The organism is Microbacterium cremeum, from assembly GCF_015277855.1.
GTDB lineage: Bacteria > Actinomycetota > Actinomycetes > Actinomycetales > Microbacteriaceae > Microbacterium > Microbacterium cremeum.
The window spans coordinates 3,262,678-3,286,020 of sequence record NZ_CP063812.1 but is presented as its reverse complement, the minus strand read 5'-3'; the positions used below and the strand labels follow the sequence as shown (position 1 = coordinate 3,286,020).

At 70.4% G+C, this 23,343-nt stretch carries 17 protein-coding genes; 13 read left to right on the top strand and 4 right to left on the bottom strand.

Annotation, left to right across the window (positions count from 1 at the left end; all coding sequences use genetic code 11):
- Nucleotides 1-39 precede the first annotated feature (39 nt).
- The gene (locus IM778_RS14740; RefSeq protein WP_228484580.1) at nucleotides 40-690 is read right to left on the bottom strand and encodes a response regulator transcription factor; all 651 of its coding nucleotides are present in this window, start codon (nucleotides 688-690) and stop codon (nucleotides 40-42) included.
- A gap of 31 nt (nucleotides 691-721) precedes the next feature.
- On the bottom strand, nucleotides 722-2,203 hold the full coding sequence (locus IM778_RS14735) for a sensor histidine kinase (RefSeq protein ID WP_194409577.1): 1,482 nt from the start codon (nucleotides 2,201-2,203) through the stop codon (nucleotides 722-724).
- A gap of 53 nt (nucleotides 2,204-2,256) precedes the next feature.
- Between IM778_RS14735 and alr the strand changes: the two genes are divergently transcribed.
- Nucleotides 2,257-3,408, top strand: a complete 1,152-nt coding sequence (gene alr, locus IM778_RS14730; protein WP_194409576.1) for an alanine racemase — start codon at nucleotides 2,257-2,259, stop codon at nucleotides 3,406-3,408.
- Complete coding sequence (locus IM778_RS14725; protein WP_194409575.1) at nucleotides 3,405-4,448, top strand: D-alanine--D-alanine ligase family protein; 1,044 nt, start codon at nucleotides 3,405-3,407, stop codon at nucleotides 4,446-4,448. Before alr ends, IM778_RS14725 begins: the two co-directional genes overlap by 4 nt.
- Here the strand turns inward: IM778_RS14725 and IM778_RS14720 are convergent.
- A complete protein-coding gene (locus tag IM778_RS14720) occupies nucleotides 4,445-5,551 on the bottom strand; it encodes a LacI family DNA-binding transcriptional regulator (protein ID WP_228484579.1) in 1,107 nt (368 codons plus the stop codon). The genes IM778_RS14725 and IM778_RS14720 overlap by 4 nt on opposite strands.
- Before the next feature lie 243 nt (nucleotides 5,552-5,794).
- Between IM778_RS14720 and IM778_RS14715 the strand changes: the two genes are divergently transcribed.
- From IM778_RS14715 to IM778_RS14695, 5 genes are all read left to right on the top strand, one after another.
- On the top strand, nucleotides 5,795-6,724 hold the full coding sequence (locus IM778_RS14715) for a carbohydrate ABC transporter permease (RefSeq protein WP_228484578.1): 930 nt from the start codon (nucleotides 5,795-5,797) through the stop codon (nucleotides 6,722-6,724).
- Nucleotides 6,721-7,614, top strand: a complete 894-nt coding sequence (locus tag IM778_RS14710) for a carbohydrate ABC transporter permease (protein ID WP_194409573.1) — start codon at nucleotides 6,721-6,723, stop codon at nucleotides 7,612-7,614. The genes IM778_RS14715 and IM778_RS14710 overlap by 4 nt, the downstream gene beginning before the upstream one ends.
- A 55-nt stretch (nucleotides 7,615-7,669) precedes the next feature.
- The gene (locus IM778_RS14705) at nucleotides 7,670-8,752 is read left to right on the top strand and encodes a glycoside hydrolase family 130 protein (protein WP_194409572.1); all 1,083 of its coding nucleotides are present in this window, start codon (nucleotides 7,670-7,672) and stop codon (nucleotides 8,750-8,752) included.
- 269 nt (nucleotides 8,753-9,021) lie between these two features.
- Nucleotides 9,022-10,323 (top strand): sugar ABC transporter substrate-binding protein, encoded by a 1,302-nt coding sequence (locus IM778_RS14700; protein ID WP_194409571.1) that lies wholly within the window; start codon nucleotides 9,022-9,024, stop codon nucleotides 10,321-10,323.
- A gap of 6 nt (nucleotides 10,324-10,329) precedes the next feature.
- Nucleotides 10,330-14,448: a discoidin domain-containing protein gene (locus tag IM778_RS14695; RefSeq protein ID WP_194409570.1), complete on the top strand. Its 4,119-nt coding sequence runs from the start codon at nucleotides 10,330-10,332 to the stop codon at nucleotides 14,446-14,448.
- Between the two features lie 71 nt (nucleotides 14,449-14,519).
- Here the strand turns inward: IM778_RS14695 and IM778_RS14690 are convergent, their stop codons facing one another.
- A complete protein-coding gene (locus IM778_RS14690; RefSeq protein WP_194409569.1) occupies nucleotides 14,520-15,527 on the bottom strand; it encodes a LacI family DNA-binding transcriptional regulator in 1,008 nt (335 codons plus the stop codon).
- 148 nt (nucleotides 15,528-15,675) lie between these two features.
- Here IM778_RS14690 and IM778_RS14685 point away from each other — a divergent pair, with 148 nt between their 5' ends.
- From IM778_RS14685 to IM778_RS14660, 6 genes are all read left to right on the top strand, one after another.
- Complete coding sequence (locus IM778_RS14685; RefSeq protein WP_194409568.1) at nucleotides 15,676-16,062, top strand: L-rhamnose mutarotase; 387 nt, start codon at nucleotides 15,676-15,678, stop codon at nucleotides 16,060-16,062.
- Nucleotides 16,059-17,225, top strand: a complete 1,167-nt coding sequence (gene rhaI, locus IM778_RS14680) for an L-rhamnose isomerase (protein ID WP_194409567.1) — start codon at nucleotides 16,059-16,061, stop codon at nucleotides 17,223-17,225. Before IM778_RS14685 ends, rhaI begins: the two co-directional genes overlap by 4 nt.
- Before the next feature lie 189 nt (nucleotides 17,226-17,414).
- Nucleotides 17,415-18,401, top strand: a complete 987-nt coding sequence (locus IM778_RS14675; protein ID WP_194409566.1) for an alpha/beta hydrolase fold domain-containing protein — start codon at nucleotides 17,415-17,417, stop codon at nucleotides 18,399-18,401.
- Between the two features lie 47 nt (nucleotides 18,402-18,448).
- A complete protein-coding gene (locus tag IM778_RS14670) occupies nucleotides 18,449-20,485 on the top strand; it encodes a bifunctional aldolase/short-chain dehydrogenase (protein ID WP_194409565.1) in 2,037 nt (678 codons plus the stop codon).
- Nucleotides 20,486-20,744: 259 nt separating this feature from the next.
- Complete coding sequence (locus tag IM778_RS14665) at nucleotides 20,745-22,160, top strand: rhamnulokinase (RefSeq protein ID WP_194409564.1); 1,416 nt, start codon at nucleotides 20,745-20,747, stop codon at nucleotides 22,158-22,160.
- Between the two features lie 106 nt (nucleotides 22,161-22,266).
- Entirely contained in the window at nucleotides 22,267-23,256 is a 990-nt protein-coding gene (locus IM778_RS14660; RefSeq protein ID WP_194409563.1) for a serine hydrolase domain-containing protein, read from the top strand.
- Nucleotides 23,257-23,343 lie beyond the last annotated feature (87 nt).

Genomic DNA, 23,343 nt, shown 5'->3' with positions numbered 1-23,343 from the left:
CGACGCTCTCCACTTATCGGTCCGCTGCCCGGAATTCACTCATCTGAGTGACTCGCGGTCCAAATGGTTGCGAGCGCCCCACAGGGCGAGTTGCGTGCGATCCTCGAGGTCGAGCTTCTTCAGCGCGGACTGCATGTGCGAGCGCACCGTGTGGACCGACACCCTCAGTCGTTCCGCGATGCTCTCGTTGCTGGTGGTGCCGCCGCAGAGCACGGACACGACGCGCCGTTCTGCAGTCGAGAGCCGGTCGAGCCCGTCAGGGTCGGCGGCTCCGCGCCGAACGAACTCGCGCAGAACGGGGGTGGCGATGCGACCGGAGAGGAGGGCCTCCCCGCGCATCGCGGAGTGAATCGCCGCGAGCAGCTGATCCGAGTCGTGGCTCTTCAGCAGGTATCCGATCGCCCCAGCGTCGAGAGCCTCGGTGACGTAGCCGTCGATGGCGTAACTGGTCATCACGATCACCGGGATGGGCGGTTCGGTGGTCGATTGGGCCAGTTCCCGGGTTGCCTTCACGCCGTTCATCCCGGGCATCTGCAGATCCATGAGCACGACATCGGCTCGTTCGCGGCGGGCGACGGTGACCGCGTCCAGTCCGTTGGCGACTTCACCGATCACACGCACGCCGCCTGCTGCTTCGAGTTGCAGCCGGAGACCTTTACGGACGGACCGGTTGTCGTCGGCGATCAGCACTCGGATCGGCGAGGGTCGGGGCGTCATCGTCTCACTCTCCGTCGGGTTGGGCGACCGGGATGACGAACCGCACCGTCCAGCCGCCCTCCGGAGTCGCACCGAACACCAGTGTGCCTCTCAGCAGGTCGATGCGACGGCGGATCCCGCTGAGACCCCAACCCAGACCGAGGCCGGTGACGGGGAGACTTCCCGGCGGTGACGCCGCGTTCGCGATGGTCACATCGAGCCGGTGGGACCGTGCGATCTGCACGTCGACCTCGGAGCCGGGTGCGTGTGTGGCGGCGTTGGTGAGGGCTTCCTGAATGCACCGGTACGCGGTGGCCGAGACGACGGCAGGGAGCTCTTCGACGGGCCCGCTCGTGACGAGCCGGATGTTCATCCCGCGCTTCTGCCAGAAGTCGACGAGGTGGTCCGCCTCTCGCAGATCTCGCGTCGACTCCCGTGGCGTCGCGCCGACTGCGCGAAGATCGGCGAGAGCTCCTGCGAGGCTCGCGGCCGCGAAGCGCCCCTCGTCGCGGACCTCTTCGACGAGTTCCAGCGCGTCGTCAGGACGAGCGGGCGCGATCGTCAGAGCGGCGTCCGCCAACGTGATCAGGCCCGCCAGATGCTGTCCGGCCACATCGTGCAGTTCCTGGGCGATCCGCGTTCTCTCGTTCTGTTCGGCCTCCTCCACGCGCTTGTCGTGTTCCCGCTTCGCGGTCTCGGCCTGCAGCCGGGCCAGTGTGACGCGGCGTGTCTGCTTCCGCCACCACGCGCCGAGCGCGGTTCCGGCGATCGCGGGCGCGGCGATCCGGACCGCCTCGGCCGTCGCGAACGTGACCGCGACACTCACCGTCAACCCGAGCGTCATCGTCCAGAGGAACAGCACGCCGGTCGTGATCAGCACGACAGCGGCCAACCAGACGATCGACACGGTGAGCGATCTCCGCGTCGCGAGCAGGAACAACGCAAGTGCCATCACGAGATACATGCCGATCAGCCACGTCGGCACCGAAAGCCCCGTCGCCAGACCGATGTAGACCCCTGCGCTGATCAGCACCGTGACTTCGCGCCACTGATCGCTGAGCAAGAAGGCAGCCGCTTGCACCGCGCACCCGAGTACGAGGACCGACATCATCAGCGGCGGTGGGAGTGCGAGTGTCCACTCCACCCGGCCATCGGCAAGGGCCGCAAGCGGCTGGACGAGGACCTGGATCGTCGTCGTCACGAAGACGGTGAGGGCGAGCACCACCGCGGATCGTCGCGTGCTGAGAATCCGGTCATCGTCGAGCGGACGTTCGGGTGGGAGTGTCGGACGGCTGTTCTTGCGCGTCGGAGCGGTGTCGGGTGTGGTCACGCTCACGCGAATGACACTAGTTGGTCGTTCGAGGCGGCTGGCTGGATGCCGTGCGTGCGATGGCGCGTACGAGGCGTCGTCTCGTCCTTTCGGATGAACTCTCTCGATGAGGGTTCGGCCGAACGTCCGAACGCACTCTCGTGGTGCCGCACGTTCGTGGTGCGCGACGCTCTCCACAGCCCCGCTCGTCCATACACCGGCGATATGTCGCGATGCGTAGTTTTAGGCACATGGCCTTGCCCCTCGCCCCCGCCCTGCCACGACATCGCGCACCATCGGCGGTCACCGTCTCGGCCGCGGCGATCGCGGCGAACACCGCACTTCTCCGGGAGCACTGCCGCACCCCGCTCATGGCGGTCGTGAAGGCGGACGGCTTCGGGCTCGGCGCCGAGGCCGTCGCCCGGGCCGCTCTCGCCGGGGGCGCGAGCGAGCTCGGCGTCGCCACGTGCGATGAGGCTCTCGCGCTGCGGACGGCGGGGATCTCGGCTCCGATCCTCGTCTGGATGCTCCACGCCGGGGCGCCGCTCGGCGAAGCGATCCGCGACGACATCACTCTCTCGTGCGCTTCGGTGCGGATGCTCGAGCTGGTCGTCGCGGCCGCCGAGGAGGCCGGCATCCGAGCGCGTGTCGAGCTGGAGGTCGAGACCGGGATGCATCGCTCCGGATGCGCGGTGGCGGACTGGGGCGCGCTGTGTGCCGCGGCGCGGAAGGCCGAGCACGACGGCCACGTCCAGGTGGTGGGGGTCTGGACGCACTTCGGTGGCACCGACGACGATCCGGCCGTCTTCGCCGAGCCTCTCGCGCGGCTCGAATCCGCGTGGTCCGCAGCGCACGGCGCCGGGTTGCGACCGCGACGGCGGCACGCCGCATCGTCTCTCGCCGCCGTCGTCAGCCCGGCGGCGCGGCTCGACCTCGTCCGCGTCGGCGCAGCGCTGTTCGGCATCGAGCCGGTGCCGTCGCGAGGGCTGGGGCTCGCGACGGCGGCGCGATGGGAGACCACCGTGGTCCAGGTGCGCGACGTCGCCGCGGGCGAGGCGGTCGGCTACGGGCAGCAGTACCGCACCGCGCGCGCCGGGCGGCTCGCGCTGCTGCCCGTCGGGTACGCCGACGGCGTGCCGCGGTCGGCGTGGCCCGGGGTGACCGTCTCGGTGAACGGGTTGCGGCATCCGCTCGTGGGAGCCGTCTCGATGGATCAATGCGTCGTCGACGTCGGCGGGTCGGATGTCGAGGTCGGCGACCGGGTCGTGCTGGTGGGTGACGCCGGCCTCGGCGAGCCGAGCCTTCGGGAATGGTCGCTCATCCTCGGCACCATCCCGCAGGAGGTGCTCACCGGCCTCGGATCGCGTGTAGCGCGTGTGGTCGGGCAGGAGGCCGAAGCATGATGCGGCGGGTCGTGGTCGTCTCGGGCGGTGCGAGCACCGAGCACGACGTGTCGGTCGCGTCGGGGAGGGACGTGTCGGCCGCCCTCGCAGGACTGGCAGGACACTCGGTCCTCGACGTGCATGTCGATCGCGAGGGCTGGTGGCACGTCGGATCGGAGACCGCGCCGGCGCTGCGATTCGACGAGGTGCTCGACGAGACGCCGCGGGACTGCGTCGTCTTTCCCGCGCTCCACGGCGGCTGGGGAGAAGGGGGCGGCCTGCAGGGTGAGCTCGAGAGCCGCGGCATCCCGTTCGTGGGGAGCGGATCGGATGCCTCCGCACGAGCGCTGTCGAAGATCGAGTGCCTGCGGCTGTGCGCAGCGGCCGGGGTCGGCGTGATCCCCACGGCCTCGGTGAGCCGCGCGCGCTACGTCGCCGATCCGGACCTGGTCGCCGGGATGGTGCGCCGGTCGTTCGACGGCGACCTCGTGGTGAAGCCCGACACCGGCGGGTCGAGCATCGGCGTCCGGATGGTGGGGCGCGGCGAGTCGCTGCGGGGTGCGTTCGCCGAGGCGTTCGAGCACGCGGATCTCGCGCTGGTGCAGCCGCGGATGACGGGGGATGAGGTCAGCGTCGGCGTGTGGGGCGACGGGGAGGCCGCCCGGGCGACGGGTGCGTCGCGCCTGCACTACCCCGAGGGCGGCGACGCCGGCGGATTCACGTACGCCCACAAGTACGAAGGGGCGGGGGCGGTCCTCGAGATCCCGGCACCCTTCCCCGGGCCCGTTCTCGCGGCACTGCGCGACGCCGCGCTGCGCTGCTTCGCCGCGCTCGGATGCCGCGGCCTCGCCCGGATCGACTTCTTCGTCGACGCGACGGGACGCATCCTGCTCAACGAGGTCAACACGATTCCCGGACTGCGCCGCGAGTCGCACTTCCCGCGCCTCGTGGCGGCGGCGGGCACGCCGTACGAGCGGCTCGTCGAGCTTCTCGTCGAGGATGCCGTGGCCACCTCGTCGCGCGAGCGCGCGGCGAGGCGGCGCCAGGCCGTCGCCTCCTAACCCGAGGCGCCCGCGATCCGGACCGGGGCGGGTCCGGTGCTTCCTCTCACCACGAACTCCACGGGCGGAAGCGGGCTCGGCGCGGGCGGGGTTCCCTCGACGATCGCGACGAGGGTGCGCGCGCAGACGGCACCCCATGCGAACACGTCCTGCCGGACGGTGGTGAGGGGAGGGACGATGTAGGGCGCCAGCGGGATGTCGTCGAATCCCACGATCGAGAGATCCGCCGGGACCCGCAGGCCGCGGTCGGACGCCGCCGACATCCCCGCGATCGCCATGAGGTCGTTGGCGTAGACGATCGCGGTCGGCGGGTCGGCGAGGTCGAGCAGCTCATGAGTCGCTCGCGCGCCGGAGGCCCCCGTGAAGTCGGCGTCGATGATCGGCCCGGGCTCGAGGCCGAGGTCCGACATCTCGGCGATCCACGCGCGGCGGCGGACGCTCGAATGAACGTATCGTCGCGCTCCGGCGACGTGAGCGATGCGCCGATGGCCCAGCGCGTAGAGGTGCCGGACGGCTCGACGGACGCCGGCTTCGTCGTCGACGCCGATCGGATCCAGCCCGGTGCCCTGGGGTGTGGTGGGTCCGACGAGGACGAACGGCAGCCCGAGCGCGTCGAGCTCGGACGGCCGGGTGTCGGTCGTGCGCAGATCGGTGAGGAAGACGCCGTCGACGCGCGCCCCGTGCGCGAACCTCACGTACGCGTCGCGCTCGCTCTGCTCGCCGTCCACGACCTGGAGGACGAGGGCGTAGTCGACCTCGGACAGTCCGCTCTCGACCCCCGCCACGAACTGCGGGAAGAACGGGTCGGTGCTCAGCAGCTCCGGCTCGCGGCGGACCACGAGGCCCAGGGCCTGGGCGCGGCTGCGGGAAAGAGCCCGGGCGCGGGCGTCCGGGCGCCAGCCCAGCTCTTCGGCGGCCTGCAGAATGCGCGCGCGCGCCGCCTCGCCGACGCCGGAACGACCGTTGAACACGAAAGACACCGCGCTCTTGGACACCTGCGCTCGCGCCGCGACATCGCCGATGGTCGCGCGACGCTCCGACCGCGGGCTGCCTGTCTCCGTCGACGCAGGAGGGGACGGAGGTTCACCGGCGCGTGCGTTCACATCGCCGATCCTAGCGCACTGTTTAGCGCGATTTAGAGGCGCGGACCCGTGCAGGTTGCGCGGATTGTCCACGGAAGAGTCGGCCCAGGTCGCTCAGTTGACGATCGAGACCAAAACCGGTTTACTAGGGTCGCCGTCCCGGGGTGAGCCACAGGCGCCACCCGAGTTGAAGCGACGTGCAGACAGGGGCCCGAGCAGATGAACGCGATGGTGCGTGCCGGAGTGGAGAGTCCAGCGGAGCGCGTGAGCGCCGACGCCTCGACCACACCCCCCGAGCGCACGCGGCGACGCCGCCTGAGGCTGTGGCTCGGGGAGAGCCCCCTGGGCCTGCTGCTCAGTTCCCCGTATGCCGCATTCGTCCTCGTGATCTTCATCGTCCCGTTCGGCTACGGCATCTGGATGTCGTTCCACGACTTCTACTTCACGGCGCCCGGCGTCGAGGTCCCGCATCCGTTCGTGGGCCTCGAGAACTACGTGACGATCTTCGAGGACCCGGCGGTGCGTCAGGCGTTCCTCAACCTCGGCATCTTCCTCGTCATCAACGTCCCGCTCACCGTCGGGTTCGGGCTTCTGCTCGCGTCGGGGCTCGATGCGGTGGTGCATTGGAAGGGCTTCTTCCGTGTCGCGTACTACATCCCCTATGTGACGGCTTCCGTCGCGACGATCGCGGTGTGGATCTTCCTGTTCAGCGGCAACGGGGTGGTCAACACGCTGCTGGGCGACCTCGCGCCGGTGCCCTCGTGGCTTGCGAACCCGGTGCTGATCATGCCGCTGATCGCCGTCTACGTGACGTGGAAGAACCTGGGGTTCTACATCCTCCTCTACCTCGCCGCCCTTCAGAACGTGCCGAAAGAGCTCCACGAGGCGGCACAGCTCGACGGAGCGGGGCGGTGGGATCGGTTCCGGTCGGTCACGCTCCCGGCAGTGCGACCCGTCACCTCGCTCGTGATCCTGCTCTCGATCATCACGACGGGCCAGATCTTCACGGAGCCGTATCTGCTCACCGGCGGCGGGCCCAACGGCGCCTCGATGACGCCGGCGCTGCTCATGTACCAGAAGGGCATCCAGCAGGGTCAGCCCGACATCGCCGCCGCGATCGGCATGGTCCTGGTGCTGGCCGTCATGATCCTGTCGCTGATCGCCCGCCGCATCACGGAAGGCAAGAACTCATGACCGCCTCCCTCCGAGTGCCGACACGACCCGACGCGAAGCGGGGGAGGGCGCCGGCCGCAGGCGGACCTCTGGCCGGGCTCCGGTTCGCGCTGCTGTTCGCCGGCGCGCTCGTCGCACTCGTGCCGTTCTACTACATGGTCATCGGCGCGCTGCAGAAGGAGCGCGACACGAGCCTCGTCGGTCTGCTCCCGCTGCCCGGCACTCTCACGCTCGACAACTTCGGCGAGATCAACGAGTCGATCAACCTGCTGCAGTCGCTGCTGAACTCCCTCATCATGACCGCCGGCGTGGTGGCGTGCACCCTCGTCTTCGGGCTCCTCGTCGGGTACGCCCTGGCCGTGCTCTCGTTCCGGGGCCGGGGTCTCGTCTTCGCCCTCGTCCTGCTCGTGCAGGCCATCCCGTTCCAGCTGCTCATGATCCCGCTGTACGTGATGATCGTGCGCTACTTCAACCTCGCCGACACGTTCGTGGGAATGATCCTGCCGTTCGCGATCAACTCGGTCGCCGTCCTCGTCTTCCGCCAGTACTTCCTCCAGATCCCGCGGGATGTCTTCGACGCGGCCCGCATCGACGGCGCGAGCGAGGTGCGCATCCTGGTGTCGATCGCGGTGCCGCTGGCACGCCCTGCCGTGCTCACGGCGATGCTCGTCACGTTCATCGGTCCATGGAACGAGTTCCTCTGGCCGTTCCTCGTCACGAAGCAGGCAGCCATGCAGCCGCTCGCCGTGAGCCTGGCGAACTTCTCGCAGTCGAACGGCTCGTTCCTCGCGAACCCGACGGGTGCCGTGCTCGCCGGGGCGTGCGTGCTGGCCGTGCCCGTCGTCGTGCTGTTCCTGCTGTTCCAGCGCCACTTCACGTCCGCCAACCTGGGCTCGGCCATCAAAGGCTGAGCCCGACATCCATCGATCCGGGCCGCACCCTGCCCACGACCACCGAGGTATCCGCATGACCACGTACGACACCGTCCCTCCGACCGCGACCCTCCCGTACACGCTGGACCGGATCGGAACGCTCATGACGGCGGACGTCGACGACCCCTTCGAGGCGGAGGGCGTGCTCAATCCGGCGACCGCGTGGGGCGGCGACGGTGAGCTGTACCTGTTCCCGCGCGTGGTCGCCGCGGGGAACGTCTCGCGGATCGCCCGCGCCCGCGTGATCCTGCGCGACGGGGTCCCGGTCGGAGTGGAGCGACTGGGCATCGTGCTGTCTCCGGACGAGGGGTGGGAGCACGGGCGACGCAACGCCGGGGTGGAGGACCCGAGGATCACGTTCCTCGAACCCCTCGGCGTGCACGTCATGTCGTACATCGCGTACGGTCCGCTCGGCCCGAAGCCCGCGATCGCCGTCTCGCACGACACGGTCTCCTGGCGGCGCCTGGGCCCGCTGCGGTTCGCGTACCAGCCCGAGCTCGACACCGATCTGAACCTGTTCCCGAACAAGGACATCGTGTTCTTCCCGGAGGTCGTGCCCGGACCGGATGGTGCGCCCAGGCTCGCCCTGCTGCACCGGCCGATGTGGGACCTGGATTGGCTGCGCCCCGGCGAGGGCGCTCGCACTCCCGCCGGGATCGACGACGGCCGGCTGTCCATCTGGATCGGGTACGTCGATCTGGAGGCCGCGAGGCGAGACCTGTCCGCGCTGACCTTCGTCGAGGACTCGTCGATGATCGCCGCACCGGAAGCGCCGTACGAATCCGCGAAGATCGGCGCGGGGCCCGCCCCGCTTCGCGTGCCCGAGGGGTGGCTGCTGCTGCATCACGGAGTCTCGGGCCCCGTTCCGAAGGGGTTCGAACTCGCCCACGGCTCGCGCTACTCCGCCGGTGCCATGCTGCTCGACGCGGATGACCCGCGCCGCGTGCTCGCGCGGTCTCCCGCGCCGCTGCTCGAGCCCGAGACGGAGCACGAGGTGAAAGGAACGCTCGGCAACGTGGTGTTCCCCACCGCGATCGAGACGATCGGGGATCGTCGCTTCGTCTTCTACGGGATGGCGGACTCGTCCATCGGCGTCGCGGAGCTCGTCCGGGGCTGAGCGGTCGGGGCGGTCGCCCTTGCCGACTGCCGAGTTTAGTGGGATTTAGTGGGCGGTTGATCTCCGGAACTGGCGGAAAATCAAGGCGGAATCACGCTCGACGCCTCAGTTTCCCAGAACCATTGACACAGTTGACCAGAACCGGTTTACTACTGGTGATCGGTGCATCCCGATGCTGATCACCCGTGCGAAGTGACACACGGACAAGAAGTGCCATGAAACAGCAGAAGGCTCGCCGAGGCGGCTTTCGGACGAAGGAGTTCCTTGCAATGAAGCGTTTTGCGGGCGTCGCAGCACTCGCCGTGATCGCACTGCCGCTGGCGGCGTGCGGATCGGCCGGACAGGCCGACGCCGGGGGGTCTGGGCTCAGCTCCGGGCCGATCAAGATCTGGTACTCGACCAACGAGCAGGAGATGGCGTGGGCGGAGGCCGTCGTCGAGGCATGGAACGCCGAGAACCCCGACGAGCAGGTCACCGCCGAGGCGATCCCGTCCGGCAAGTCGTCGGAGGACGCGATCTCGGCGGCGATCACCGCCGGCAACACCCCCTGCCTCGTCTACAACACCGCGCCGGCAGCGGTCCCCGCCTTCCAGAAGCAGGGCGGGCTGGTGAACATCTCGACGACCTTCGACGACGGTGAGTCGTTCATCGCCGAGCGCTCCGGCGACGCGGCCGAGGGATTCCGCTCGCCCGACGGTGACCTCTACCAGGTGCCGTGGAAGGCGAACCCGTTCATGCTCTACTACAGCAAGGATGCGTTCGCGCAGGCGGGCTTGGATGCCGAGGACCCGCAGCTCGAGACGTATGACGACGTGCTGGCAGCGGCCGCGGCGATCAAGGAGGCCGGCGCCGCCGACTTCATCCTCTACCCGCCGGCGTCGAGCGACTACACGAACGCGCTGTTCGACTTCTACCCGTTCTTCCTCGCCAACTCCGGGGGAACGCAGCTGGTGGAGGACGACGCCGCCGCCTTCACCGGCGCCGAGGGCATGGAGACGCTGGAGTTCTGGCAGACGCTGTATGCCGAGGGTTACTCGTCGGCCGAGGCGTACAGCGGCGACGCCTGGGCCGGTCCGTTCGCCGACGGTGTCGCGGCGATGGGCATCGCCGGGCCGTGGGGAGCGGGGCAGTTCGACGGCAAGGTCGACTACGGCATCGTCCCCCTTCCGACGGCGAACGGCACCGCGCCCGAAGACACCTACACGTTCGGGGACTCCAAGAACGTCGGTCTGTACACATCGTGCGAGAACAAGCAGACCGCGTGGGACTTCGTCAAGTTCACGATGAACGCCGAGAACGACCTCGCGCTGCTCGAGACGACCGGCCAGTTCCCGATCCGCTCCGACATCTCCGACATCGCCGCGGACTACCTGGCCGCCAACCCGGTGCTCGAGACGTTCTCGGAGTCCGTGCCGCTCACCGTCGACGTTCCCAACATCGCCGGCGCCACCGAGATCTGGCAGACGTTCCGCGACGCCTGGAGCGAAGCGGTCATGTCGGGCCAGGGCGACCTCGCCGAGGTCATGCAGCAGGCCGCCGACGAGATCGACGCGCTCGCCGCGCAGAACTGACGCATCATGAAGAACCTCAAGGCGATGACGGGGATCGTGCTCGCCCTGGCGCTCGTCTTCTCGGCCGTCGTCGCCGCGCCCGCGGCGGCGGCGACGCCGGAAGAGGACGTCCGGACGATCGAATCGCGGCTGCAGGAGTACTACCTCAGCCAGGGCGATGAGATCCTCCTGGCCAACGGCATCTATCTGGCCCGCACGTCGGAGGCGCTGGACTACGTCCAGTCGCAGAACGCCGACGGGTCCTGGTCGGACGTCGACTATGCCGATCGCACGAGTTCTGCGAACGGGTCGACCTGGTCGGCCTACATCGCGCTGTACCGCATGCTCGCACTGACGCAGGCGTACCGGGATGCCGATGCGCAGGGATACGGCGATCCCGCGGTGCTCGCTGCCGTCGAGCGGGCGCTCGTGCACTGGGACGCGGTGAACCCGGGCAACCAGAACTGGTGGGAGACCGAGATCGGCGAATCCATCGCCATGGGGCGGATCTCGATCTTCCTCGGCGAGGAGCTGAGCGAGGAGGCGTTCGCCGTCACGCTCCAGCACAACACCGGCAAGCTCGATCCCGTCGGGGCCAACGGCGCGTGGCGCACGTCGAACTACATCTTCGAAGCACTCGCGACCCGCGACATCGCCCGCATCCAGACCGGCTTCCAGACCATCGTGGCGACGATCGCCGTCGACGACTCGGGAGCGGTGAACGAAGCGGTGCAGCCGGATGCCAGCTTCTGGGCGCACGGAGCCCAGCTGTACAGCGAGGGCTACGGAATGGTGCTCTTCACGTACGCGGCGCTGTGGGCGGACGTGGCGAGGGGCACGAGCCTGGCGTTCTCGCGGGATCAGCTGGACTCGATCGCGTTCTACATCGTCAACGGCACCCGGTGGCTGATCCGCGGCGAGATCGGGATGCTGTACCTGAACTACCGGCCCCCGAAGACGATCGCCGGCGTGACCAGCCATGCCTCCGAGTTCATCGAGCCGCTCGAGCGGATGGTGCGCACCGATGCCCTCTACGCCACGAGCTACCAGGCGGTGCTGGACGGCATCCTCGGCAACACGCGCAGCAACGGCATCACCGGCGACAAGTACTTCTGGCGGTCCGAGTTCAGCTCTCACCTCCGCGACGAGTACGGCATCTTCACCCGGCTGAACTCGTCGCGCACCTTCGGCGGCGAGCTCCGCACCGCCTACCGCCCGGAGCTGGGCAACCCGGTCTACTGGAACTCGATGGGGGCGACCGCGATCCAGGTCACCAACCGCGAGTACCTCGACCTCGGCCCCGCCTTCGACTGGTGGCACTACCCCGGCGTGACCGCGCCCTACGAGAAGCGGACCGAGCGCGGGTTCGAGAACCGCACCCGCAACGGCGACGGGGCCGGGTTCACCGGCGGCGTCTCGAACGGAGAGTACGGCGCGAACGTCCTGACGCTCGACACGGCGGCGACGACCGCGCAGAAGAGCTACTTCCTGTTCGACGACGAGATGGTCGCCCTCGGCGCCGGCATCCGCTCGTCGAGCGACGCCGCGGTGCACACGACGATCAACCAGGCAGCGGCCAAGCCGAACGCCGCGGTGGGCGGGAACGCCCTCGAACCGGCCGACGCGCAGGGTATCGGCGACGCGACGTGGGCGTACAACGATGAGGTCGGGTACGTCTTCGCGCCCGGCCAGGACGTGAAGGTGTCGAACAAGCCCCAGACCGGCAACTGGATCGACGAGGACGCGGTCACCCGCGATGCCTTCACGCTGTACGTCGATCACGGGAACCGTCCGGACTCGGCGAGCTACGACTACACGGTGCTGCCCGCCGCGACCTCGGCCGAGGTCGAGGCGTACGCGGCCGACCCCGCCGTGCGGACCATCCGGAACGACACCGAGGTGCAGGCGGTCCGTCACGACGAGCGGGAACTGACCATGGCCGCGTTCTACCGTGCCGGCTCGCTCGAGGTCGGCGGCGGCCGGACTCTGACGGTCGACCAGCCGAGCATCGTCCTCGTGGACGAGCGCGGCGAGACCCCCGAGGTCAGCGTCGCCAACCCGGATCGACCGGGGCTCACCGTGACGGTCGGGCTGACGGGCCCTCGTGCGGACTGGCACGGCACGTTCCTGCTCGGTTCGGGTGCGAACCTCGGCAGGACCGTCACCGCGGACCTCGTCGCGGGCAGCGCGCCCGAGGCATCCGTCTACTCCGCCGGCGCCACCGCCGACGGAGGGTCGGTGGCCGCGCTCGGCGACGGTGACGCCGACACGGTGTGGGCCGCCGACGCCGAGGGCCCGGTGTGGGTCTCGAAGCGACTCGCCCGTGGTTCGTGGGTGACGAAGGTCACGGTCGACTGGGCCGACGCCTACGCGCGGGACTTCCTCATCCAGACGTCGCAGGACGGCGCCGCCTGGACGGATCACACCCATGTCGTCGACGGGACCGGCGGGACCACCGAGGTCGCGATCACCCCGACCCCCGCGACGTTCGTGCGCATCCTGCTGCTCGAAAGCGACGCCGAGGCGTTCGCGATCCGCGAGTTCGGTGTCGAGGCCGGGGTGAACCTGGCCGCCGACAGCGCCACGCGCGCCTCCGGGTACTCGGGGTACAACCTCGTGCACCTGCTCGCCGACGGCGACCCCGCCACGCGGTGGCGGGGGAACAACTCCGATGGAGCCTGGGCCCAGGTCGACCTCGGTCGCCCGCAGACCGTCGCGGCGGTGCGCCTGTCGTGGGAGGCCGCCTTCGCGAAGTCGTACAAGATCCAGCTGTCGGACGACGGCACGAACTGGCGCGACGCCTATGCCACGCCGAGCGCGGGAAGCGACGGCGGCATCGACGTGATCACCTTCGACGAGACGAGCGCCCGCTTCGTCCGGATGCAGACCCTCAAGCGAGCGCTCAACTACGGCCCTTCGCTGTGGGAGTTCGAGGTCTTCGCCGACACGTCCGTGGTGGACGCGCCGACGGTGGCGACGGGCGTGGAGAATCTGGCGCTGAACCGCCCCGCCACCGCCGACAGCGTGTACAACGGCAACGCGACGATCGTCGCGTCCAAGGCCAACGACGGGTCGATGGCGACGAAGTGGTCGTCGGCGCGGGCGAGGGCTGAGCACTGGCTGCAGATCGATCTCGAGAGCGTCCGCTCGGTGTCTCGCGCGATCGTCCACTGGGAGACCGGGACGTCGAACGACTACCGCATCGAGGGATCCGCGGACGGGACGACCTGGATGCAGCTGGCCAGGGTCGAGGCGGCGCAGCCGACGCTGACGCACACCCACGACTTCTCGCCGGTCGACATCCGCTTCGTCCGGGTGGCCGGCCTGCCGGCGACTCAGTACGGGCTGAACATCTGGGAGATCGAGCTCTACGGGGGCTTCACGCTCGAGTGCGCCGCCGCGGTCAGCACGCCCGCGGGCAGCACCGCCACGATCTCGGCGAACGTCAGGCCCGTGCCCGGCGACGCGGAGTTCCGCGCGTACTCGCTGGATGACGAGGTGGTCCGCGTCTCCGGCGCCGGACGCGCCGGCGACGGAGGCCGCATCGACGTCGAGGGCAGCGCCGGACGCGCGGGCGCCACGTCGGTGCTCATCACGCACAGCGCGGGAGACGAACTCGCATGGTGTCCGGTGACCGTGACCGCCGACAAGGCCGGCCTCGTGCAGGCGGTCGAGCAGGCGAACGGGCTGAACAGCGCCGACTACACGCTCGAGAGCATGTCGGCGGTGCTGTCCGCGCTGGAGAGCGCCAAGTCGACCTTCCGCACGGAATCGGCCACGCAGGAGACCGTCGACCAGCGGACAGCCGCCCTTGTCGCCGCGATGGGCGGGCTCGTCGCAGCGCACTCGCCGGTGCTGGCCGTCTCGGTGGAGGCGACGCCCGAGACGCGGGGCAAGAAGGTGCGCCTCTCGGTCTCGGTCACCAACGACGACAGCGTGCGGATGGATGTCGTCGTGGTCACGCCGTACGGCGAGAAGACGATCGAGGACGTCAAGCCCGGCAAGACCGTTCGCGCCTCCTTCAACACGAAGCTCGCCGCGGTGGAGGCCGGTGAGGCGATCGTCACGGCGACCGCGACGGTGGACGGCGAATCCGTGACCGAGACCACGACGGTTCCCTACGAGGCGTTCGCGACGGGGCGCTAGCGGGCAGGGCGCGTCACGCGACCGTCCCCGGTGCCGGACCTGCACAGTCCGGTGCCGGGGCGGCGCGCGTGTCAGGCCCCCGTGGACTCCCGCACGATCAGCTCAGGCTGGAACCTCACGGTGCGCTCGTGCTCGCCGTCCGGATCGTCGAGGTCCTTCAGCAGCAGGTCGACGGCGGTGTAGCCGATGAGGTGCGCGGGCTGGCGGATCGAGCTCAGCGGCACGACCGTCGCAGAGGCGAAGTCGATGTCGTCGTAGCCGATGAGGGCGATGTCGCGCGGCACCTGTACGTCCGACATGAGCGTGAAGGCCTGCAGCGCGCCGACGGCGAGCAGGTCGTTCGCGGCGAAGACGGCATCGGGGCGTTCCGCCGCCGGCCGGGCGCGGATCGCCTCGCCGGCCGCGCGCCCCTGCAGCACCGACAGCGCCGGCATCTCGATCACTTCGAGCGTTGCGCCGGCGACCTCGTCCACCGCCCGCCGCGCCCCCTCCAGGCGATCGGCGACCTGACGGAGGCTGAGCGGCCCGCTCACGAACGCGAGGCGCCGACGGCCCGTCGAGAGCAGGTGCGACGCGGCGAGGCGGCCGCCTTCGACGTCGTCGACCGAGACCGACGCGAAGACGTGCCCGGCGTCCTCGTGGTCGACCAGGATCACCGGCACGCCGCCGTCGTGCAGACGCTGCAGCCGTGCCAGGTCTCCGCCGACGGGGGTCACCAGCACACCGTTGACCCGCTGCTCGCGGAACAGGTCGAGGTAGGCTCCCTCGCGGTCGCTGCGCTCGTCGCTGTTGCCGATCAGCACGCTCATCCCCGACTCCGCAGCCCGGTCCTCGGCGCCGCGGGAGACTTCGGCGAAGAACGGGTTGCCGGCATCCAGCACGATCAGCGCGATGCTGCGGCTGCGTCCGGCGCGCAGCTGCCGGGCGGCGTCGTTGCGCACGAAGCCGAGCTCCTCGATGGCCTGCATCACCCGCTCCACCGTCGCCGGAGACACCTTCGACGGCCGGTTGAGCACGTTCGACACGGTGCCCACCGAGACGGATGCCGCAGCCGCGACGTCCCGCACGCTCACCGTCATCCGAGCCACCTCCTCGCGCGAAACGCTACCGCGTCCTCGCGTCACGCGGCGTATCCGACGAGCAAGCGCTGTCTCGTTGCGCGACCGGGGGCGATCGTTTATGCTTTGAAACGATTCACGCACCACCACTGAGACCGAGGACGATCCCATGACGAGTGAGACCGCGACGACGCGGGTCTGCTTCGAGCTGCAGGTCAAGCCCGAGCTGCTCGACGAGTACCTCGCCCGGCACACGCCGGTGCGGCCCGAGATGCTCGCCGAGATCGCCGCCGCCGGGCGGCGCAACTACTCACTGTTCCTCGGCGAGGGCGGCCGCCTCCTCGGCTACTACGAGACCGACGACGACGCCGCGGCGCAGGCGTATCTCGCGGCATCCCCCGTCGCCGCCCGGTGGGAGGACGAGATGAGCCGCTTCTTCGTGGGGCTCGACGGCCGCCCCGACCAGGCCGCCACCCCGCTCACCGAGATCTTCCACCTCGAAGACCAGATCGCGGATGCCGAGGCATCCGCCCGCGAAGAAAGCACCGCACCATGACGACGCTGTCTCCCCAGATCCTCTCCGCGCTCGAAGGCCAGGGCATCGAGCTGCCCTCGTGGGCCTTCGGCAACTCGGGCACGCGGTTCCGCGTCTTCACGACGGCCGGGACGCCGCGCGATCCGTACGAGAAGATCGCCGACGCCGCACAGGTGAACGCCTACACGAAGCTGGCGCCGAGCGTCGCCCTGCACATCCCGTGGGACAAGGTCGACGACTACGCCGCGCTGCGCCGCCACGCAGAAGACCTCGGCGTGCAGCTCGGCACGATCAACTCGAACACGTTCCAGGACGAGGACTACAAGTTCGGCGCGCTCACCCACCACGACGACCGCATCCGCCAGAAGGCGATCGACCACCACTTCGAGTGCATCGACATCATGAGCCAGACCGGGTCGCGCGACCTCAAGGTCTGGCTCGCCGAGGGCTCCAACTACCCCGGCCAGAACGACATGCGCGCCCGCCAGGACCGTCTGCAGGACTCGCTGCAGCAGATCTACGCGCGCCTGTCCGACGAGCAGCGCCTCGTGCTCGAGTACAAGTTCTTCGAGCCGGCGTTCTACCACACCGACGTGCCGGACTGGGGCACGTCGTACGCGCAGGTCGCGGCGCTCGGCGACCGCGCCGTGGTGTGCCTCGACACCGGCCACCACGCGCCCGGCACGAACATCGAGTTCATCGTGATGCAGCTGCTGCGGCTCGGAAAGCTCGGCTCGTTCGACTTCAACTCGCGCTTCTACGCCGACGACGATCTGATCGTGGGCGCGGCCGACCCGTTCCAGCTGTTCCGCATCATCTTCGAGGTGGTCCGCGGCGGCGGCCTCGGCAACCCCGACGTGGCGTTCATGCTCGACCAGTGCCACAACATCGAAGACAAGATCCCCGGGCAGATCCGCTCGGTGCTGAACGTCCAGGAGATGACGGCGCGCGCGCTGCTCGTCGACCGCGACGCCCTCGCCGCGGCGCAGCAGTCCAACGACGTGCTCGCCGCCAACGCGATCTTCATGGACGCGTTCTACAGCGACGTGCGCCCCGCGCTGGCTGAGTGGCGCGAGTCGCGCGGGCTCGCCGCCGACCCGATGGCCGCATACGCGGCATCCGGCCACCAGCAGCGGATCGCCGCCGACCGCGTCGGCGGCACCCAGGCCGGCTGGGGCGCGTAGGTCCGCCGCCCCCGCCCCGACCCGCCCCGCGCCACTCCCACCCAACCCCCACTCCTACCCCGACCCCGATCCGCCCCCCCGCCCCGACCCCGACCCGCCCCCGCCGTTCCGCAGTCACTTTCTGCGGGACAACACGACCCTGAGACCGCAGAAAGTGACTGCGGAGCATCCGATCCGGAGGAGCACGAGATGAGCGAGCCGTACGCCGGGGCCGACGGGCTCGTGCGCGTGTACCCCGCGCGCGAGCCCAACGGCACCGGCCTGGTGTGGGTGCACGGCGGGGCCTTCGCGTTCGGCGAGCTCGACATGCCCGAGTCCGACTGGGTCGCGCGCGAGCTGGCGGCGCGCGGCACGACGGTCGTGGCGGTCGACTACCGCCTCGCGCCGGTGCCGGAGGGGTGGGAGGATGCCGCGCGCCCGGCGCGCGGCGAACACCACTACCCTGCGGCATCCGACGACGTGCTCGCGGCGTGGTCGTGGACGGTCGACAACGCCGCCCGGCTGCGGATCGCACCCGAGCGTCTCGCGCTCGGCGGCGCGAGCGCGGGCGGCAACCTCGCCGCGGGCGCGACGTTGCGACTGCTCGAGGCCGGGCTCTCGACGCTCCCGGCGCTCGTGATCCTGGCCTACCCGACGCTCCTCGCCGTGCAGCCCGCGCCCGACCCGGCGCTGCGGGCCGCGCTCGACGCCAACCCCGACGCCGACCGGTTCGGCCCGGCAGTCGTGCGCGCGATGTACGCGAACTACCTCGGAACACCTCTCGACGGCGGCTTCGACGGTGCGCCGCTCGGCGCGATCCCCGGGCTCGCCACCCCGGGCGAGGTCGCCGGCTTCCCGCCCACGCTCATCGTCAACAGCGACGTCGACGAGCTCCGCGTCTCGGCCGAGGCGTTCGCCGCGACGCTGCGCGATGCCGGGCGCCCCGTCGAGGTCGTCGCCGAGCCCGGGACGCATCACGGTCACCTCAACCGTCCGCAGGAGGCCGCGGCATCCGTCACCCTCGCCCGCTTCGAGGCCCGCCTCGCGTCGCTTCTCCCCGCCACCCCCACCGTACGCCACGCCTCGGGTCCGCAGTCACTTTCTGCGCCTGAAGCCGCACCCGATCCGCAGAACGTGACTGCGGAGCGGAGGGCCGATCCGCTCCGCAGTCGCGAAACGCGCGCTGCGACCCCCTGACACCGCAGAACGTGACTGCGGAGCATCCGAACCACGAAGGACACGCCATGAAGAACGAGACCGTCGCGCAGCTGATCGAGCGGTCGAACCGCCTCGGCGCCGACCCGAAGAACACGAACTACGCCGGCGGCAACACGTCGGCGAAGGGCACCGACACCGATCCGGTGACGGGTGAGCCCGTCGAGCTGCTGTGGGTCAAGGGCTCGGGCGGCGACCTCGGCACGCTCAAGCCCGAAGGACTCGCGGTGCTGCGCCTGGACCGCATGCGCGCGCTCGTGGACGTGTACCCGGGGGTCGAGCGCGAGGACGAGATGGTCGCCGCGTTCGACTACTGCCTGCACGGCAAGGGCGGCGCCGCGCCGTCGATCGACACCGCCATGCACGGCCTGGTCGACGCCGCGCACGTCGACCACCTCCACCCCGACTCCGGCATCGCGATCGCCACCGCCGCCGACGGTGAGGAGCTCACCGCCGAGATCTTCGGCGACAGAGTGGTGTGGGTGCCGTGGCGCCGCCCGGGCTTCCAGCTGGGCCTCGACATCGCCGAGATCAAGGCGCAGAACCCGCAGGCGATCGGCTGCATCCTCGGCGGGCACGGCATCACCGCGTGGGGCGACACGTCCGAGGAGGCCGAGCGCCACTCGCTGTGGATCATCGAGACGGCGCAGGCGTACCTCGTCGAGAACGGCCGGAAGGATCCGTTCGGCGGCGTGCGGGCCGGCTACGAGGCGCTTCCGGATGCCGAGCGCCGCGCCCGCGCGGCGGCCCTGGCCCCCACGATCCGCGGTCTCGCGTCGACCGACAAGCCGATGGTCGGCCACTTCACCGACTCCGCCGAGGTGCTCGACTTCCTCGCGTCCGAGAAGGCGCCCGCGCTCGCAGAGCTCGGCACCAGCTGCCCCGACCACTTCCTGCGCACGAAGGTCAAGCCGATGCTGCTCGACCTGCCCGCCGACGCCACGGTCGAGGCATCCGTCGCCCGCCTGCAGGAGCTGCACGCGCAGTACCGCGCCGACTACCAGGCCTACTACGACGCCCACGCGACCGCCGACAGCCCCGCGATCCGCGGCGCCGACCCGCTCATCGTGCTCGTGCCGGGCGTCGGCATGTTCTCGTACGGCGCCAACAAGCAGACCGCGCGCGTGGCGGGCGAGTTCTACGTCAACGCGATCAACGTGATGCGCGGCGCCGAAGCGCTGTCGACGTACACTCCAATCTCGGACGCCGAGAAGTTCCGCATCGAGTACTGGGCCCTCGAAGAGGCCAAGCTGCAGCGGATGCCGAAGCCGAAGTCGCACCAGGGCCGCATCGCGTTCGTCACGGGCGCGGCATCCGGCATCGGCAAGGCCATCGCGACGCGCCTGGCCGCCGAGGGGGCGTGCGTCGTCGTCGCCGACCTCGACCTCGAGAAGGCGCAGGCGGCTGCAGCAGAGCTGGGCACCACGGATGTCGCGATCGGCGTCGCCGCGAACGTCGCCGACGAGGCCGCGGTGCAGGCGGCGCTCGACGAGGCCGTGCTCGCGTTCGGCGGGGTCGACCTCGTGGTGAACAACGCCGGGCTGTCGCTGTCGAAACCGCTGCTGGAGACCACCGAGAAGGACTGGGACCTGCAGCACGACGTCATGGCCAAGGGCTCGTTCCTGGTGTCGAAGGCGGCCGCGAGGATCCTCATCGACCAGCGCCTCGGCGGCGACATCGTCTACATCGCGTCGAAGAACTCGCTGTTCGCCGGCCCGAACAACATCGCGTACTCGGCGACCAAGGCCGACCAGGCTCACCAGGTGCGCCTGCTCGCGGTCGAGCTCGGCGAGCACGGCGTGCGCGTGAACGGCATCAACCCCGACGGCGTCGTGCGCGGCTCGGGCATCTTCGCGTCGGGCTGGGGCGCGAACCGCGCCGCGACCTACGGCGTCAAGGAAGAGGACCTCGGCCAGTTCTACGCCAACCGCACGATCCTCAAGCGCGAGGTCGTGCCCGAGAACGTCGCCGACGCCGTGTTCGTGCTCACCGGCCCCGAGCTCTCGCGCACGACGGGCCTGCACATCCCGGTCGACTCGGGCGTCGCGGCGGCGTTCCTGCGATGAAGGGCGGCTCGATGCGTTTCGTCTCGCTTCGCTCGCTCAACGACCGGGGGGTCTCGCTTCGCTCGCTCAACGACCGGGGGGTCTCGCTTCGCTCGCTCGACGACCGGGGGGTTTCACTCCGCGGGCTCGACGACCGGGGGGTTTCGATTCGCTCGCTCAACGACCGGGGGGTCTCGCTCCGCGGGCTCGACGACCGGAGCCCAGCGGTCGTTGAGCGAGGGAGCGCCAGCGACCGAGACGAAACGCGCGGAGTCCTGCGATGACCCGCGGGGTGGTGGCGGCCGTCGACCTCGGGGCGACGAGCGGTCGCGTCATGCTCGGGTACGTCGGCGACGGGATGCTGCGCCTCGAGGCGGTCGCACGGTTCCCCAACGGTCCGGTGGCCGGCGCCGACGGACTGCACTGGGACTTCACCGCGCTGTACCGTCACATCCTCGAGGGGCTCGCCGAAGCAGTCCGGCGCGAACCCGGCATCGCGAGCGTCGGCATCGACTCCTGGGCGGTCGACTACGGGCTGGTGCACGGCGACGAGCTGCTCGGTGAGCCGTTCCACTACCGCGACGACCGCGCCGCGCGTGGTGTCGAAGCCACGCACGCAGTGACGCCGTTCGAGGAGCTGTACCGCCGCAACGGCCTGCAGTTCCTGCCGTTCAACACCCTCTACCAGTACGCCGTCGAACTGCGACTCGCCGACGCCGAAGCCTCCCTGCTCATCCCCGACCTCGTGGCGTTCCTCCTCACCGGGGCGCGCGCGGCCGAACGCACCAACGCATCCACGACCGGCCTCGTCGACGTCCGCACGGGGGAGTGGGATGCCGAGCTCATCGCACGGCTGGGGGTCCCGGCATCCGTCCTTCCCCCGCTCGTCGACCCCGGCGAACGGCTCGGCGCCCTCCGCGGCGAGGCGCGCGAGCGCGTCGGCGCGCCGCTCGAGGTGATCGCGGTCGGCTCGCACGACACCGCCTCGGCCGTCGTGGCCGTGCCGCTCAGCACGCCGAACGCGGCCTACATCTCGTGCGGCACGTGGGGCCTCGTCGGCGTCGAACTCGACGAGCCGGTGGTGACGGACGAGGCGCGCGAAGCGAACTTCACCAACGAGGGCGGCGTCGACGGCCGTGTGCGGTTCCTGCACAACGTGACGGGACTGTGGCTGCTGAGCGAGTCGGTGCGCACGTGGGAGGCCGAGGACGGCGCGCCCATCGACCTTCCGGGATTGCTGGATGCCGCGGCATCCGTCACCGGCGACATCGCGCTGTTCGACGCGAACGACGCGCGCCTGTCGGCCCCCGGCGACATGCCCGCGCGCATCGCCGCGGTGCTCGACGAGGCCGGCGCCCCCGTCCCCGCGACGCGCGAGGCCTTCGCGCGGACGATCGTCGAGAGCATCGCGCAGGCCTTCGCCGACGCGGTCGCGACCGCCGGGCGCCTCACGGGGCGCGAGATCGACGTCGTGCACATCGTCGGCGGGGGAGCGCTCAACCGCCTGCTCTGCCAGGCGACGGCCGACCGCTGCGGGCTGCCGGTGCTCGCCGGTCCGGTCGAGGCGACCGCTCTCGGCAACGTGCTCGTGCAGGCCCGCGCCCACGGCTGGTTCGGGCCCGGCGCGACGCTCGAGGACCTGCGGCGCGCGGTCGCGGCATCCGTCTCTCTCGTACGATACGAACCGCGCAGATGATCGCGCGGCGCCAGAATCCTGTCGTGGCGCACCAGATCTGCTGCGCCACGACAGAGAACTGCCGCCGCACCGGACTGCCGCTGCGCCGGGACAACGGAGGGAACGGATGACCCCGTACGGAGCCGCATTCGACTGGGCGCGACGGCACGTCGACGCGGGACGGCTGCCCACCGCCGTGCTCGGCATCGCGACGGCCGACGGCGTGGTCGCTCTGGACGCGTTCGGGGCGACCGACGGCCGGCCGGCGCGGGTGGACGACCCGTACTGGCTGTTCTCGATCACCAAGGTGCTGACCGGGCTCACGGCCGCGCGCGCCGTCGAGCGGGGCCTCCTCACCACCGAGACGCCGCTGTCGGACGCGATCCCCGAGTTCGGGGCGGCTCGCGACGATGTCGTGCGCCTGCGGCATCTGGTGAGCCACACCTCCGGCATCCCCGAGCCCGGTCTCGACCCGGCACAGGGCCTGCGTGCCGCGCTGCTCGCGCCCGGTCGCGACTTCGCCGCCGGCACGGCGTCGCGCTACTCGACGGTGGCGTTCGACGGCATCGCCGCGCTCGTGCACCACGCCACCGGGCGGGAGTGGGATGCCGACCTCGCGGCGTGGGCGGGGGCTGCCGGGGCGACCGGGCTGACCCTCGACGCGTCCGTCGAACCGCACGCCGTGGTCGACGCCGCCGAGCAGGGCCTCGACCTGCGGAGCTTCGCGCGCCTGCGCAACCCGGGCGCCGGCATGATCGGCACCGCCTCCGACCTCCTCGCGCTCGGCTCGGCCCTGCTGCGCATCGGGCAGGGGGAGACCGGCGGGATCGTGCAGCCGGCGACGCTCGCGATGATGCGGCGGCCGCTGACGGGCGACATCCCCAGGCTCGAGCCGTACGTCGCCGAACGGGGGCAGGACTGGGGCTTCACCTTCAACCTCCGCACCCGCGCGCCCGGCCTCATCGACCGCGACGTGTACGGGCACGGCGGCTGGGCCGGCACCGAGTTCTGGGTGCACCCGTCGGCCGGAGTCGCGTTCGTGCTGATGACGAACCGGGCCGAGCGCCCCGGCGTCGACCTCGACGAGCTCGACAACGCCGTGGTCGCAGCGCTCTGACGTTCCGCAACGACGAAGGCGCGGTCAGCGTCACGCCGGCCGGGAGCAGACTCTTGCGGCTCTTCTGCTGTGACCGCTAACATCCAG